14 protein-coding genes are annotated in these 14,778 nt (G+C 39.5%); 3 read left to right on the top strand and 11 right to left on the bottom strand.

The window, feature by feature from the left end:
• Positions 1–3 precede the first annotated feature (3 nt).
• The 5 genes from sucA to sdhC all read right to left on the bottom strand — a co-directional run bounded on the left by sucA (position 4) and on the right by sdhC (position 6,134).
• The gene (sucA, locus tag H4J63_RS04770) at positions 4–2,823 is read right to left on the bottom strand and encodes a 2-oxoglutarate dehydrogenase E1 component (RefSeq protein WP_024604821.1); all 2,820 of its coding nucleotides are present in this window, start codon (positions 2,821–2,823) and stop codon (positions 4–6) included.
• A gap of 95 nt (positions 2,824–2,918) precedes the next feature.
• Positions 2,919–3,635: a succinate dehydrogenase iron-sulfur subunit gene (locus H4J63_RS04765; RefSeq protein ID WP_007375751.1), complete on the bottom strand. Its 717-nt coding sequence runs from the start codon at positions 3,633–3,635 to the stop codon at positions 2,919–2,921.
• Positions 3,636–3,645: 10 nt separating this feature from the next.
• Positions 3,646–5,418, bottom strand: a complete 1,773-nt coding sequence (gene sdhA / locus H4J63_RS04760; protein WP_024594659.1) for a succinate dehydrogenase flavoprotein subunit — start codon at positions 5,416–5,418, stop codon at positions 3,646–3,648.
• Positions 5,419–5,766 carry a succinate dehydrogenase, hydrophobic membrane anchor protein gene (gene sdhD, locus H4J63_RS04755; protein ID WP_007586873.1) on the bottom strand — a complete coding sequence of 116 codons (348 nt, stop codon included), beginning with the start codon at positions 5,764–5,766 and terminating at the stop codon, positions 5,419–5,421.
• A complete protein-coding gene (gene sdhC / locus H4J63_RS04750) occupies positions 5,757–6,134 on the bottom strand; it encodes a succinate dehydrogenase, cytochrome b556 subunit (RefSeq protein WP_076914908.1) in 378 nt (125 codons plus the stop codon). The genes sdhD and sdhC overlap by 10 nt, the downstream gene beginning before the upstream one ends.
• Positions 6,135–6,553: 419 nt before the next feature.
• On the opposite strand from sdhC, the gene H4J63_RS04745 reads away from it, so the two are divergent.
• The 3 genes from H4J63_RS04745 to H4J63_RS04735 all read left to right on the top strand — a co-directional run bounded on the left by H4J63_RS04745 (position 6,554) and on the right by H4J63_RS04735 (position 9,632).
• A complete protein-coding gene (locus tag H4J63_RS04745) occupies positions 6,554–7,840 on the top strand; it encodes a citrate synthase (RefSeq protein ID WP_024594661.1) in 1,287 nt (428 codons plus the stop codon).
• Positions 7,841–7,955: 115 nt separating this feature from the next.
• Entirely contained in the window at positions 7,956–9,182 is a 1,227-nt protein-coding gene (locus tag H4J63_RS04740; RefSeq protein WP_182194869.1) for a SufS family cysteine desulfurase, read from the top strand.
• A 33-nt stretch (positions 9,183–9,215) separates the two neighbouring features.
• Positions 9,216–9,632, top strand: a complete 417-nt coding sequence (locus H4J63_RS04735; protein ID WP_007586879.1) for a SufE family protein — start codon at positions 9,216–9,218, stop codon at positions 9,630–9,632.
• Positions 9,633–9,638: 6 nt separating this feature from the next.
• Here the strand turns inward: H4J63_RS04735 and tcdA are convergent, their stop codons facing one another.
• Genes tcdA through msbA form a run of 6 tightly spaced genes read right to left on the bottom strand, consistent with a single transcriptional unit; the run spans position 9,639 to position 14,772 of the window.
• Complete coding sequence (tcdA, locus tag H4J63_RS04730) at positions 9,639–10,436, bottom strand: tRNA cyclic N6-threonylcarbamoyladenosine(37) synthase TcdA (protein ID WP_024603405.1); 798 nt, start codon at positions 10,434–10,436, stop codon at positions 9,639–9,641.
• Complete coding sequence (locus H4J63_RS04725; RefSeq protein ID WP_024604817.1) at positions 10,437–11,117, bottom strand: TIGR01621 family pseudouridine synthase; 681 nt, start codon at positions 11,115–11,117, stop codon at positions 10,437–10,439.
• Positions 11,114–11,875: a 3-deoxy-manno-octulosonate cytidylyltransferase gene (gene kdsB, locus H4J63_RS04720; RefSeq protein ID WP_024594728.1), complete on the bottom strand. Its 762-nt coding sequence runs from the start codon at positions 11,873–11,875 to the stop codon at positions 11,114–11,116. Before kdsB ends, H4J63_RS04725 begins: the two co-directional genes overlap by 4 nt.
• Positions 11,863–12,060, bottom strand: a complete 198-nt coding sequence (locus H4J63_RS04715; RefSeq protein ID WP_002961789.1) for a Trm112 family protein — start codon at positions 12,058–12,060, stop codon at positions 11,863–11,865. Before H4J63_RS04715 ends, kdsB begins: the two co-directional genes overlap by 13 nt.
• Positions 12,050–13,030, bottom strand: coding sequence for a tetraacyldisaccharide 4'-kinase (gene lpxK / locus H4J63_RS04710; RefSeq protein WP_024594729.1), 981 nt, complete (start codon positions 13,028–13,030; stop codon positions 12,050–12,052). Before lpxK ends, H4J63_RS04715 begins: the two co-directional genes overlap by 11 nt.
• Positions 13,027–14,772: a lipid A export permease/ATP-binding protein MsbA gene (msbA, locus tag H4J63_RS04705; protein ID WP_182194867.1), complete on the bottom strand. Its 1,746-nt coding sequence runs from the start codon at positions 14,770–14,772 to the stop codon at positions 13,027–13,029. The genes lpxK and msbA overlap by 4 nt, the downstream gene beginning before the upstream one ends.
• Positions 14,773–14,778: the final 6 nt, after the last annotated feature.

Genomic DNA, 14,778 nt, shown 5'->3' with positions numbered 1-14,778 from the left:
TGCTTATCCTTTATTTTCTATAGTAAGCGCGTCGGCTACGAGCGCTTGTTGTTCTTTAGTATGTACTGACATGTAACCACACGCTGGCGATGCAGAGGCTTTACGACCTGCATATTTTAATTTAGCACCTTGTGGGATTGCATCAATAAAGTGATGTTGTGAACAGTACCATGCACCTTGGTTTTGTGGCTCTTCTTGACACCAAACAAAATCAGTTACGTGTTGGTAACGCTCTATAATTGTTTGCATTTCATCGTGTGGGAACGGGTATAACTGCTCAACACGTACAATTGCAATATTATCTTGCTCAAGCTTACGACGTTCTTGTAATAGCTCGTAGTAAACTTTACCGCTACAAAATACAACACGCTCTACTTTCTCTGGCTTAATATCATCGATTTCGTCAATCATATTATGGAAAACACCGTGTGAAAGTTCTTCAAGTGATGAAGTAGCAAGCGGATGACGCAGTAGTGACTTAGGCGTCATAACAATCAATGGACGACGAAGTGGTCGAACTGATTGACGACGAAGCATAGCGTAAACTTGCGCTGGCGTTGAAGGAACACACACTTGCATATTGTGATCAGCACATAGTTGTAAGAAACGCTCTAGGCGTGCTGAACTATGCTCTGGACCTTGACCTTCGTAACCATGAGGTAACAATATTGTAAGACCACATAGACGGCCCCATTTTTGCTCACCAGAACTTAAAAATTGGTCAAATACTACTTGAGCGCCATTGGCAAAATCACCAAATTGAGCTTCCCAAAGTAGTAATGAAGTTGGCTCCGCAGTTGCATAACCATATTCAAAGGCAACAACAGCTTCTTCAGAAAGAACAGAGTCAAATATTTGAAAAGTACCTTGGTCTTCACTCAAGTGTTGAAGCGGCGTATAAGTAGCACCGTCTGATTGGCTATGAACTACCGCATGACGGTGGAAAAAAGTACCACGTCCTGAATCCTGACCCGTTAAACGAATATCAGTACCTTCAGTTGCAATTGTTGCATAAGCAAGCGTTTCAGCCATACCCCAATCAAGTGGTTTCTCTCCAGAAGCCATTAGTTTACGGTCGTCATAGATCTTTTTAACGCGTGACTGTGCTTTATACTGCTCTGGGTAAGAAGCTATCTTCTCACCAAGAGCCTTAAGCTCTTCTAAAGGTACGCTAGCATCATACTCAACGTCCCATTCATGACCAACATACTTTGCCCAATCAGAAGAATGTGAAGTCTCTGGCTGTATTTCAGAAACAACACAGTTACCTTCATCTAATGCATCACGATATTCATCAGCGAGCGCTTTAATTTCTTGTTCAGAGAAAGAACCTTCAGCAATAAGTTGATTTGCATAGATTAAACGCGGCACTGGATGTTTTTTGATTTTTTGGTACATAACAGGCTGAGTTGCATTAGGCTCATCAGCTTCATTGTGACCATGGCGACGATAACAAACTAAATCGATTACTACATCACGCTTAAACTGATTTCTAAAATCAAGTGCAATTTGAGTAACAAATGCAACTGCTTCAGGATCATCTGAATTAACATGGAAGATAGGAGACTGAACCATTTTAGCAATGTCAGTACAGTATGGCGTTGAACGAACGTCATCTTGCTTCGAGGTTGTGAAACCTACTTGGTTGTTAACAACAATACGAATGCTACCACCACAACTAAACGCGTTAGTTTGTGACATATTAAACGTTTCTTGTACAACACCTTGACCAGCAATCGCAGAGTCACCATGAATCGTAATTGGTAATGCTTTAATACCAGAGCTGTCACCTAAGCGATCAAGACGAGCACGCACAGAGCCCATAACTACTGGATTAACAATTTCAAGATGTGATGGGTTAAAAGCAAGCGCCATATGTACATTGCCACCTTTGGTAGCAAAATCAGACGAGTAACCCATATGATACTTAACATCACCAGAACTTAATGTTTCTTTATGAATACCAGCAAATTCATCAAATAGCTCTGATGGGTTTTTACCAAGTACGTTCACAAGAACATTTAAACGACCGCGGTGAGCCATACCAATAACAGCTTCTTGTTGGCCGCTTTCACCAGCACGGTGAATAAGCTCTTTAAGCATTGGAACTAACGCATCACCACCTTCAAGTGAAAAACGTTTAGCACCTGGAAACTTTGAGCCTAAATATTTTTCAAGACCATCAGCTGCTGTAAGCCCTTTAAGGATACGAAGCTTTTCATCTTTTGAGAATTTAGGTCTAGACTGGACAGATTCTAGACGTTGTTGTAACCAACGTTTTTCCTCTGTTGATGTGATGTGCATATACTCAGCGCCAACCGAACCACAATAAGTAGTTTTCAGAGCTTGGTATAATTCACCTAAAGGCATAGTATCGCGCCCAACGGCAAACGATCCTACGTTAAACTCGCGGTCAAAATCACTTGAAGATAAGTCGTGGTACTCTAGCTCTAAATCTCGTACACGTTCTCGCTGCCAAATGCCTAATGGATCTAGGTTTGCATTTTGGTGTCCTCGAAAACGGAAAGCATTAATAAGTTGTAGAACTTTAACCTGTTTAAGGTCACCGCCACTACCCTCTGCTACCACTACTTCTCTATGCTTGTTTTTAGCAAGCTGTGCAAACTGTGCTCGAACCTCTGAATGTTTTACTTCAACATCCACACCATCAACTTTAGGTAATTGTTCAAACACTTCTCGCCATTCGTCTGGCACAGAAGTCGCATCGTCTAAATACGCTTCATAAAGCTCTTCTACATAAGCAACGTTGCCGCCGTTTAAATGTGAAGATTCTAGCCATGCCTTCATCACACCTTCGTGCATTTATAAGCCCTTTTTTTTAGCGCAGAAATTAATAGTTATTATAACAAGATGGCTAATATAATTTTAATATTAGCCATCTTACCTTTACTAAGCTATCAAACCGCTCGGTTTAGTAACATAGATTTGATTTGTCCAATTGCTTTGGTCGGATTAAGACCCTTAGGACAAACGCTAACACAGTTCATGATACTGTGACAACGGAACACACTGAACGCATCGTCTAAATCCGCTAAACGTTCTTCAGTTGCTGTATCTCGGCTATCAGCCAAGAAACGGTAAGCATGAAGAAGGCCTGCTGGACCAATGAACTTGTCTGGATTCCACCAGAACGAAGGACACGATGTTGAACAACATGCACACAAAATACACTCATATAACCCGTCTAATTTATCACGTTCTTCAATAGTTTGAAGACGTTCGCCTGCTGCAGGCTGATCATTAATTAAATAAGGTTTAACTTTTTCGTACTGAGTGTAGAACTGACTCATGTCAATAACAAGGTCACGAACCACAGGTAAACCTGGTAGTGGACGTACTACTATTTTACCTTTGCCATTTTTTTGTAGCGTAGATAAAGGAGTAATACATGCTAAACCATTTTTACCATTCATGTTAACACCATCAGATCCACACACACCTTCACGGCATGAACGACGGAAAGATAATGTAGGATCTTGTTCTTTTAGAAGAATAAGTGCATCCAACACCATCATGTCGTGACCTTCCTCTGTTTGCAAGGTGTATTCTTGCATACGAGGAGCGTTGTCAACATCTGGATTATAACGATAAACTGAAAATTGTACTTGTGCCATCGTCTATCTCCTAGTAAACACGTGCTTTAGGTGGGAAAGCTTCACGCGTTTTAGGCGCATAGTTCACGTCACGCTTACTCATTTCATCCGTTACAGGATTGAATACTGAGTGACATAACCAGTTTTCGTCATCACGATCTGGGAAGTCAAAGCGAGAATGTGCACCACGGCTTTCTGTACGGAAGTTTGCAGCTACTGCAGTTGAGTAAGCTGTTTCCATTAAGTTGTCTAGTTCAAGACATTCGATACGCTGCGTGTTGAAGTCTGATGATTTATCATCAAGACGAGCATGTTGCAGACGTTCACGAATTTCTTTAAGTTCTTGAAGACCTGCTGCCATTGAGTCACCCTCACGGAATACCGAGAAGTTAAGCTGCATACATTGTTGTAGGTCTTTTTTGATTTGAACTGGATCTTCACCTTGGCCAGCCGTTGAATTTTCCCAACGATTGTAACGTGCAAGAGACGCTTCTAAATCTGATTCTGAAGCAGCTTTAGATATTTCAACGTCATTCAGGTACTTACCTAAGAAGTTACCCGCAGCACGACCAAACACAACTAAATCTAGTAATGAGTTACCACCTAAGCGGTTTGCACCATGTACAGATACACAGGCAATTTCACCTACTGCAAATAAACCTTGAACTACTGTTTCGTTGCCTTGAGCATCGATTTGTAGCGCTTGTCCATTTACATTCGTAGGAACACCACCCATCATATAATGACAAGTTGGAATTACTGGAATTGGCTCTTTTGCAGGGTCAACGTGAGCGAATGTTTTAGCAAGGTCACATACGCCAGGAAGACGTAAGTTAAGTGTTTCTTCACCTAAGTGGTCAAGTTTTAACTTAAGATGTGGACCCCAAGGACCATCACAGCCACGCCCTTCACGGATCTCAGTCATCATTGAACGTGCAACAACGTCGCGAGACGCTAAGTCTTTTGCGTTTGGAGCGTAACGTTCCATGAAGCGCTCGCCATCTTTATTTAAAAGATAACCGCCTTCACCACGACAACCTTCAGTTACTAGCGTACCAGCACCTGCAATACCCGTTGGGTGGAACTGCCACATTTCCATGTCTTGCATAGAAATACCAGCACGTGTTGCCATACCAACACCGTCACCAGTGTTAATGTGAGCATTAGTGGTTGATGCGAATATACGACCTGCACCACCAGTAGCTAATACAACAGCTTTAGATTTAAAGAAGGTAACTTCACCTGTCTCAATCTCAATTGCAGTACACCCTACTACATCACCATTATCGTTTTTAACTAAATCAAGTGCATACCATTCAGAGAATACATTTGTTTTGTTTTTAACGTTTTGTTGATAAAGAAGGTGTAATAAAGCATGGCCTGTACGGTCAGCAGCTGCTGCAGTACGTGCGGCTTGTTCACCACCAAAGTTTTTCGATTGACCACCGAAAGGACGTTGGTAAACACGGCCATTTTCAAAACGAGAAAATGGTAAACCCATGTTTTCTAATTCAGTAATAGCTTCTGGGCCAGTTTGACACATGTATTCAATAGCGTCTTGGTCACCGATGAAATCGGAACCTTTAACGGTATCGTACATATGCCATTCCCAGTTATCTTCGTGTGAATTACCAAGCGCAACCGTAATACCGCCTTGAGCAGATACAGTGTGTGAGCGCGTTGGAAATACTTTAGATATTAATGCACACGTTTTGCCAGATTCTGTAATTGCTAAAGCAGCGCGCATACCTGCACCACCTGCACCAATTACTACGGCGTCAAATTCACGAACAGAATATTTCACTTAAACACCCCATAATACGATTAGACCAATAGCTACGTAAGCAACGGCCATTAGGTTTAATACAAAACCTAAAACTGCACGAAGCTTTGCGCACTTAACATAGTCTGTAAGAACTTGCCAAAGGCCAATGCGGGTATGAACCATAATGCAAACAAGGGTAATTAACGTAAACCCTTTCATTGCTAGGTTAGAGAAGAGGCCTGTCCAGGCTTCGAAAGTGACTTCTGGCGTCGCTAAAAAATAGCCGATAATAAAAATCGCGTAAGCGCTGATTATTAATGCCGTGGTACGTAAAGATACGAAGTCTTGTACACCATCACGTTTTAGAGTTGCTTGATTTAAAACCATATCCACACCCCTGCCAATACGGCAAACACAACACCAAGAGCCATTGAAACTTTAGCGCTGAGGTTACCTGATTCAAGTTCTTCCCAATGTCCCATATCCATAATCATATGACGGATACCACCAATAAGGTGATAACCTAATACAGAAACAGTGCCCCAAGCTATAAATTTGGCAATGAATCCGTTAAACAGACCCTTGACGAATTCAAAACTTTCAGCTGAAGAGAGAGACTCAGACCAAGCCCAAATGACAAACGTTAAAGCAAAAAATAATGCAACACCGGTGACGCGGTGAAAAATTGAAGCTTTAGCCGTTGCCGGCATAGATATAGTTGTTAGATCTAGATTTACAGGTCTTTGCTTTTTCACAGTTACTTGCCCATCTTGCTCACAGTGGAGCTCATCTACTTGTTTTTCTAAAAACCCACCAAATATTACTGATGGAACTATCAAAATAAACGTACCAAAACAATTAAAGTTCACAAACCTGTAAATTTTAAGCTGTTAAGAATATGTTTACCCAAATACAATACGGTTTAAAACCACCGTTAGTATATATACCCACAGGGCTTTTTACAATTCTTGTTTATTTAGAGATGTTTGCGAATTAGCCAATAGTATTATATTTAATTAATACCGAATATTTATTATACATATATGCATAATGTTTATAAAAATTGACTTTAACCCCCTCTTTCACGTTAAAATGAAAAGATGTGCTTAAAACAGATTTCAGAACTTTAAAATCTAAAAATCAGAATAGATATCTTAATAGGAGATACATAACGATGGCAGATAAAAAAGCCACAGTCCAAATTGATGGACTAGATCCAATCGAACTTCCAATTTATCAAGGCACTGCTGGCCAAGATGTAATCGACGTACGTACGTTAGGTTCACACGGTCACTTTACTTATGACCCAGGTTTCATGTCGACTGGTTCTTGTGAATCTGCAATCACCTATATCGATGGTGGTAAAGGTGTATTACTTCACCGCGGTTACCCAATTGAGCAATTAGCTGAAGACTCAAATTACATTGAACTTTGTTACTTACTTTTAAATGGTGAGTTACCTTCTAAAGAACAATATGAAGTTTTTAAGAATGAAATCACTACAAGCACTATGCTTGACGAGAAGATTGCTAACTTTTTCCAAGGTTTCCGCTTTGACGCTCACCCAATGGCAATGCTTTGTGGTGTAGTGGGTGCATTATCATCTTTCTATCATGAAGACCTTGATATTACTGATGCTGAACAACGTAAAACAAGCGCAATTAAGCTTGTTGCTAAGTTACCAACAATCGCGGCAATGGCTTATAAAACAAATATCGGCCAACCGTTTGTATACCCACGTAACGATTTAAGCTACGCAGAAAACTTCTTACACATGATGTTCTCTGTACCTGCTGAAGAATATAAAGTTAATCCTGTTACTGCTAAGGCAATGGATAAAATCTTTATGCTTCATGCAGATCATGAACAAAATGCATCAACTTCAACAGTTCGTCTTGCTGGTTCATCTGGTGCTAACCCGTATGCATGTATTGCAGCTGGTATTGCATCTTTATGGGGCCCTGCTCACGGCGGCGCTAATGAAGCATGTTTAAACATGTTAGAAGAGATTGGCTCTGTTGACCGTATTGATGAATACGTAGCTAAAGCTAAAGATAAAGCTGACCCTTTCCGCCTTATGGGCTTTGGACACCGTGTTTACAAAAACTTTGACCCACGCGCTACAGTAATGCGTCAAACGTGTCACGAAGTTTTAGCTGAGCTGAATATCCAAGATCCACTTCTTGATATTGCTATGAAGCTTGAGCAAATTGCGCTTGAAGACCCATACTTTGTAGAGAAAAAACTATACCCTAATGTAGATTTCTACTCTGGTATTATCTTAAAAGCGATTGGTATTCCAACAAGCATGTTCACTGTAATCTTTGCAATGGCACGTACTGTTGGTTGGATCACTCACTGGGATGAGATGCTATCTCAACCTGGTCATAAGATCAGCCGCCCTCGTCAACTTTATACTGGTTACACTCAACGTGACTACGTATCAACTGACAAGCGTTAATTAACGTTGGTTAGTTTAAAAAGGCCGCATTTTGCGGCCTTTTTTATTAACAACACTTGAGAATTATCATAAACCGATTACAATTCCTGCCTTAAAAACACTATGTAGATGAGCCATGCTTGCTTTAAAGTTTGATATAAATAAAATTAGAAACGACTTCCCAACATTAAATCAAACAATAAACGGCTGCCCGCTTGTTTATTTAGACTCAGCAGCAACCTCACAAAAGCCTCAATCAGTTATAGATACAATTACTGAATTCTATACGTTTCAAAACGCTAATGTACACCGTGGACGCCATACACTTAGCGAGCAAGCAACTTATGCATATGAACAAGTACGGGATAAAACTGCAGAGTATTTCAATGTATTTAGTAAAGAGATTGTATGGACTAAAGGCGCTACAGAAGCCATTAACTTGGTCGCTAACGGATTAAAAAAGCGCTTAAATGAAAGTCATACCATAATGATATCTCCGCTTGAGCATCATGCAAACATAGTGCCTTGGCAAATAGTGAGTCAACAAACGGGTGCTAAATTAATAGCGCTTCCACTAAATAAAAATGGCACGCTGAACACCAAAGAATGCTGTGAATTTATAAAAGAAACAAAACCTACCCTATTAGCTATTACACAAGCATCTAACACACTGGGTAATATCACCGATTTAAAACCACTTATTAGAGCTGCAAAAGACGTCAATTCTCTTGTTCTAGTGGATGGTGCACAGGGTGCACTGCATTTAAAACCCAATTTACGTGAATTAAACTGTGACTTTTATGTCTGCTCAAGCCATAAAATGCTCGGTCCAACAGGATTAGGTGTACTTTATGGTCGATATGAGCAATTAAATACCCTTGAGATTTACCAATCAGGTGGGGAAATGATCGATAAAGTGTACTTAACTCACAGTACTTATCGTCCTGCGCCTGCAAAATTTGAAACTGGAACACCAAATATCTCTGGAGTTTTAGGCTTTGGTGCCGCATTAGACTATTTAAATGAATTAGATCACGCAAAAATCCAGCAATATGAGCAAAAATTGTTTAGTTATGCAGCTCAAAAATTGGTAAAGGTTGATGGCATTACAATATATAGCAACCTATCTGACAATATTGGTACACTCTGCTTCAACTTAAATGATGAACATCCTTATGATTTGGCAACTTTACTTGACGGTTACGGGGTTGCAGTAAGGAGTGGACACCATTGTACACAGCCATTAATGACACATTTAGGGCTTAATGGAACGCTAAGAGCGAGCTTTTGTTTTTATAATACCTATGAAGATGTAGATATATTCATTGATTCACTTAAAAAATGTATCGCTTTACTGGACTAAACGTCACTTTAATAGAATTAATTAGGATAACTCATGACAAATACGTTTAACAAAGTCACAGAATCTATAAAAAATGCGCCCGCTTGGCAGCAAAAATATCGTGAGATAATGCTTTTAGGAAAAACTTTACCTGTTTTAGCTGATGTTTTGAAGACTGATGATGCACTTGTACCAGGCTGTGAAAGCAAAGTATGGATGTTTGTTGAATTTGATTTAACAGAAAATACACTTGTTGTAATTGGTGACTCAGATACACGTATAGTAAAAGGATTATTAGCCATTATTTTAGCGCTTTACAATGGCCTCACACCAGAGCAAGTAGTGAATAAAAATGCGTATGAAGAATTTGAAAAGCTCGGCCTTATAAGCCACTTAAGCGCATCACGTGGTAATGGTATTAAAGCCATGGTTGATAAAATACAAACCATGGCACAACAAAAGCTTAGTTAGCAAAAACTAAGCTTGCGAGCGTTGTTTTTTATCTAGATATTTACGCACCGCTTTTGCCGCAACAAAAAAGCCAAAGCTTCCTGTGATCATAGTCACAGATCCAAAACCATTATTACAATCCATATTCATCGAGCCATCAGCACTTTGCTTTGCATGACATACGCTGCCATCGCTTCCTGGGTAAACCAATTGCTCTGTTGAGTAAACACAATCAATATTAAATTTACGTTTAGGATTATTACTAAAATTATATTGCTTACGCAAAATATAACGTACTTTTGCAAGCAATGGGTCTTGCGTAGTTTTGGCTACATCACCAAACGTTATTTGGCTAGGATCTGTTTGCCCGCCAGCACCACCAGTTGTAATTATAGGTAGTTTATTACGTTTACAGTGAGCAATTAACGCTGCTTTTTCTTTAACTGCATCAATACAATCAATTACATAATCAAAACCTTGAATATGCTCTTGAATATTATCAAGCGTAATAAAGTCATCTATTACATTAATTTGGCACTCTGGATTAATAAGCTCGCAGCGCGCTTTCATTGCATCTACTTTAGCTTGACCAATAGTGCCCGTTAACGCATGAATTTGTCTATTGACGTTAGTTGCGCAAATATCATCCAAATCAATCAATGTTATTTTACCAACACCAGTACGTGCAAGTGCTTCTGCTGTCCAGCTCCCTACACCACCAATCCCTACTACACAAAAATGTGCTTCTTGAAGCCAATCAAACTGTTGATGACCATATAAACGTTTAATACCACCAAAACGTATATCTGTAACTTTTTCGCTCATTTACCAATCCAGTTGCCATGGCGATTGCCATGCTTGAAAATCTTGATGTTTAATTAACGCCAAATACTCATCACCATTATCGGGTAATAAAGTTAGCTGTATTTGTTCACCTAGCCATAAAAAGCTCAATGCATATGCATGTAAATAGGTACGATTTGATGGCGTGCCTGAATACATTGCATCGCCTAAAATAGCAGAGCCAATACTTTTTAGTGCCACTCTTAATTGATGCGTCTTTCCTGAATAAGGCTTTAAAATATACCCTCTAAATCCCGGCTTATAACTTAGCGAATAAAATCGGGTGATTGCAGGGTTAAGCTTACTCGTTAGTAACTTAAACGAGCCACGGCGAGATTTAGCCATATCGCCTTTAATCCAACCTTGCTTCTTTTTTGGTTTAGCGTCACTAATCGCTAAATAAAATTTAGCAATCGCATGCTCAGTAAACATAACAGTAAAGCTGGCCGCAGCGGCTTTGTTTCGCGCTAAAATAATCAGCCCTGATGTCACTTTATCTAAACGATGAACGGCATAAAGCTTTTGCGCTAATTGTTGTTCGGCTAACACAACAAAGCCGGGGCCCTCTTCCGAATGAAAATTAAGACCCGCTGGCTTTTCTAAAATATAAAAATCGTTATGTGTAAAAACGATTTTTAATATTTTACTTACTTGTTCACTCACGCGCTTGTACTTTTAATATGCCCTATCACTTTCGCTAAGTCATCGGGCGTATCGACACCTGCATGAGGGGCTATTTGAGCTTGTTCTATTTTGATTTTATAACCATGATACAACACACGTAACTGCTCAAGCGATTCAAGTAGCTCAAGTGGCGATACGCTCAATTCTATATATTGTTTAATAAAACCCGCTCTGTACGCATAAATACCTACGTGGCGCTGAAATGGCGCTAAATTAAGAGCACTGCTGTCATTCATCATTGTGCTTCTATCAAACGGAATACTTGCACGAGAAAAATACAGCGCATTTTTATTTATATCGCTAACCACTTTAACGGCATTAGGATTAAATACTTCATCACGCTCTTCAATAGCAACACTTAACGTTGCCATTGGTGCTGTTGAATCACTTAATAGTGCAGCAACTTGAGATACGTTTTCTGGCGCAAGTAAGGGCTCATCGCCTTGTACATTAACCACAATTGTATTGCTGTCGAGATCAAGTAAATCAACTACTTCGGCTAAACGCTCAGTACCCGATTGGTGATCTTCGCGAGTCATTACAACATCACTAGTAAATAAACTTACTGCATCAAACACTTTTTGATGATCGGTTGCTATAACCACTTTACTTGCACCTGATAAACATGCTTTTTCGTAAACATGTTGAACCATTGGCTTACCGCAAATATCAGCAAGCGGCTTACCAGGTAGTCGGGTTGATGCAAAACGTGCAGGAATTACAACTACGAATTCCACTTTTCAACCTCTTCTAAAGATAACTCACGTGCTTCGTTTTCAAGCAATACTGGAATATCATCTTGAACGGGGTAAGCAAGCTTAGCTGCAGTACTAATTAGTTCGTTGTTTTCTCTATCAAAGCGTAATTTACCCTTACAAACTGGGCAGGCAATTATCTCGAGTAATTTTGTATCAAAGGCCATTGAGTATTCCTTTTTCTTTTAATAATGAATTTAATGTGTTTATTACGCTATCGGAAGGCTCTGCATCTACAGGTAAATAATACCAATTAGGTTTTGCAAAGGACTTACATTTAACCGCGTCTTTTTCGGTCATTATAATGCAATCATCACCAAACTGAATAAAATCATCTGCTGTATAAGCATAATGATCTCTAAAGTGATGAGTCGACAATAGCTTAATATTTTGTGCTTCTAATGAGTTTTCAAACCGTTTAGGGTTCCCAATTGCACTTATTGCATGCGCCTCGCTTACGTTACTTTTTGCATCATCACTTGAATTAACTAAACGAAGGTTACTTACTTGCAGCACGTAGCTATTATTAGCCTCACCGCCATTTTCAATTACTATATCAACACTTTGTAAGCGTTTAGTTGTTTCGCGTAGTGGCCCTGCGGGCATAACAAAACCATTACCAAAGCGGCGTTCACTATCAACAATACAACACTCAATGCTACGAGGCATTTTATAATGCTGCATCCCATCATCAGAAATAATGACATCTAGCGTATAATTTTTTTCTAATAAATCGATATTGTGTTGTCTATTAGGGCCAACTGCTATTGGGCACTTTAAACGATGGTATAAAAGTACAGGCTCATCTCCAGCCTGTTGGGCGTCAACAACTGAAGTGACTAACAGCGGGTAATTATCTGATTGCCCACCATAACCTCTACTAATAATACCCACTGATAAACCTTGCTGTGTTAAATGACTATACAGCCACAAAACAAAAGGCGTTTTACCATTACCGCCAACGCTTATATTGCCAACTACAATTACAGGCGTTTTGCACTCAAAAGATTTAAGTATTTTAGCGCTGTATAAGTATTTTCGAAATGACGATACAACCCAAAACAAAGCACTTAATGGTAATAACAGTAAAGTAATTAGACCAAATGGTTTATACCAGCTTTGCTCTATTTTGCTCACGCCTGATCACCAAACTGCATTTTGCAAAGTGCTGAATAAGTACCGTCATTTGCTAATAAGCTACTATGATCGCCACTTTCTATCACACGACCGTTATCAATAACATAAATTCTGTCACTGTTTTCAATAGTAGATAAGCGATGTGCTATAACAATAGAGGTTTTATCTTTCATTAGCGTTTCTAACGCTTGCTGAATAAGCTTTTCTGATTCGGTATCAAGTGCTGATGTTGCCTCATCTAAAATCAAAATAGGTGCATCTTTTAATATTGCACGCGCTATCGCTATTCGCTGGCGTTGGCCACCGGAGAGCATTACCCCATTTTCGCCTACCATGGTGTTTAATTGCTCAGGCAGGTCTTTAACAAATTCCCACACGTGCGCTTGTTTGGCAACTTGCTCTAACTCTGCAACAGACACATCGTGCTTTATGCCATAACAAATATTATTGGCAATCGTATCGTTAAATAACACAACTTGCTGAGACACTAAAGCAAATTGGCGACGCAGATCAGTTAATTTATAGTCCTGCAGTGCTATGCCATCAAGTAAAATTTCACTCGGTAGTTCTAAATCATAATAGCGGGGTAACAAGTTAGAAATTGTTGACTTACCAGAGCCTGAGCGCCCTACTAAGGCAATACTTTCACCCGCCTCAATCGTTAGCGACAAATCGTTTAATACGGCTTCATCTTTAGTTGGGTACTTAAAGGTTACGTTCTTAACTTCAATTAAACCTTTAACTTTATCAATCGAAACAGTGCCTGTATCTTTTTCCATTTCTTCGTCTAAAACTAAAAATATACTTTGCGCTGCAGAGATACCACGTTGCATATCACTATTCACATTGGCAAGTTGTTTTAGCGGACGTAATAACATCATCATTGAGGCAATTAATGCCATGAAGTCACCAGATGTAATCGTATCAATCATTGATGGCAACGACACCGCCCACAAAATAACTGCCATGGCACTTGCCGCTAAAATTTGAATTATAGACACACTAAGCGCTTTAGTTGCATCCATTTTAATACGCTGTTGGCGATTATGATTGTTGATTTTTGAAAAGTGATTTATTTCTTGTTCTTGCCCGCCAAAGCCATGAATGACTTTATGTCCACTGAGCATTTGTTCTGAACTACGGGTAACTTGCCCCATGGCCGATTGAATATTTTTAGAAATGTGGCGAAAACGTTTAGAAACGACAGCGACAATAATAGCAACAAGTGGGATGATCACTAAAAATATCAGTGATAATTTCCAGCTGGTATAAAACATAACTGCAAGTAAAAATACAACAAATGCCCCTTCACGTACAACTATTAGCAAGGCTTTAGTAATCGCTTGTTGAACTTGTTCTGTATCAAATGTGATTTTTGAAATTAAATCCCCCGTTGAGTTTTTGTCATGAAAAGAAACGGGTAAGTGCAATATGTGCTCAAATAACTCTTGGCGTAAAGAGCGTACAACTTGGGAGCCTACATAACTTAAGCAGTAAGAAGACATAAAGTTAAAAACACCACGCCCTAGAACTAACGCGATAACGACAAAAGGAGCGTACTTTAAAACTTCTGTATTACGCTGGTTCAAACCTTGATCAATAAACGGCTTCATTAATTGAATAAATAAAGCATCCATTGCTGAATAGCCTATCATCCCAATAATTGCGACAAATGCGACGCTTTTGTAGGTGCCAACATACGAGACAAGACGTTTATAAATTTGTGTAGTACTTTGATCCATAACACT

Origin of the sequence: Pseudoalteromonas sp. 5Ae-yellow, assembly GCF_014077565.1 — a bacterium.
Classification (GTDB): Bacteria; Pseudomonadota; Gammaproteobacteria; order Enterobacterales; family Alteromonadaceae; genus Pseudoalteromonas.
This window is presented reverse-complemented; position numbering and strand designations above follow the sequence as displayed.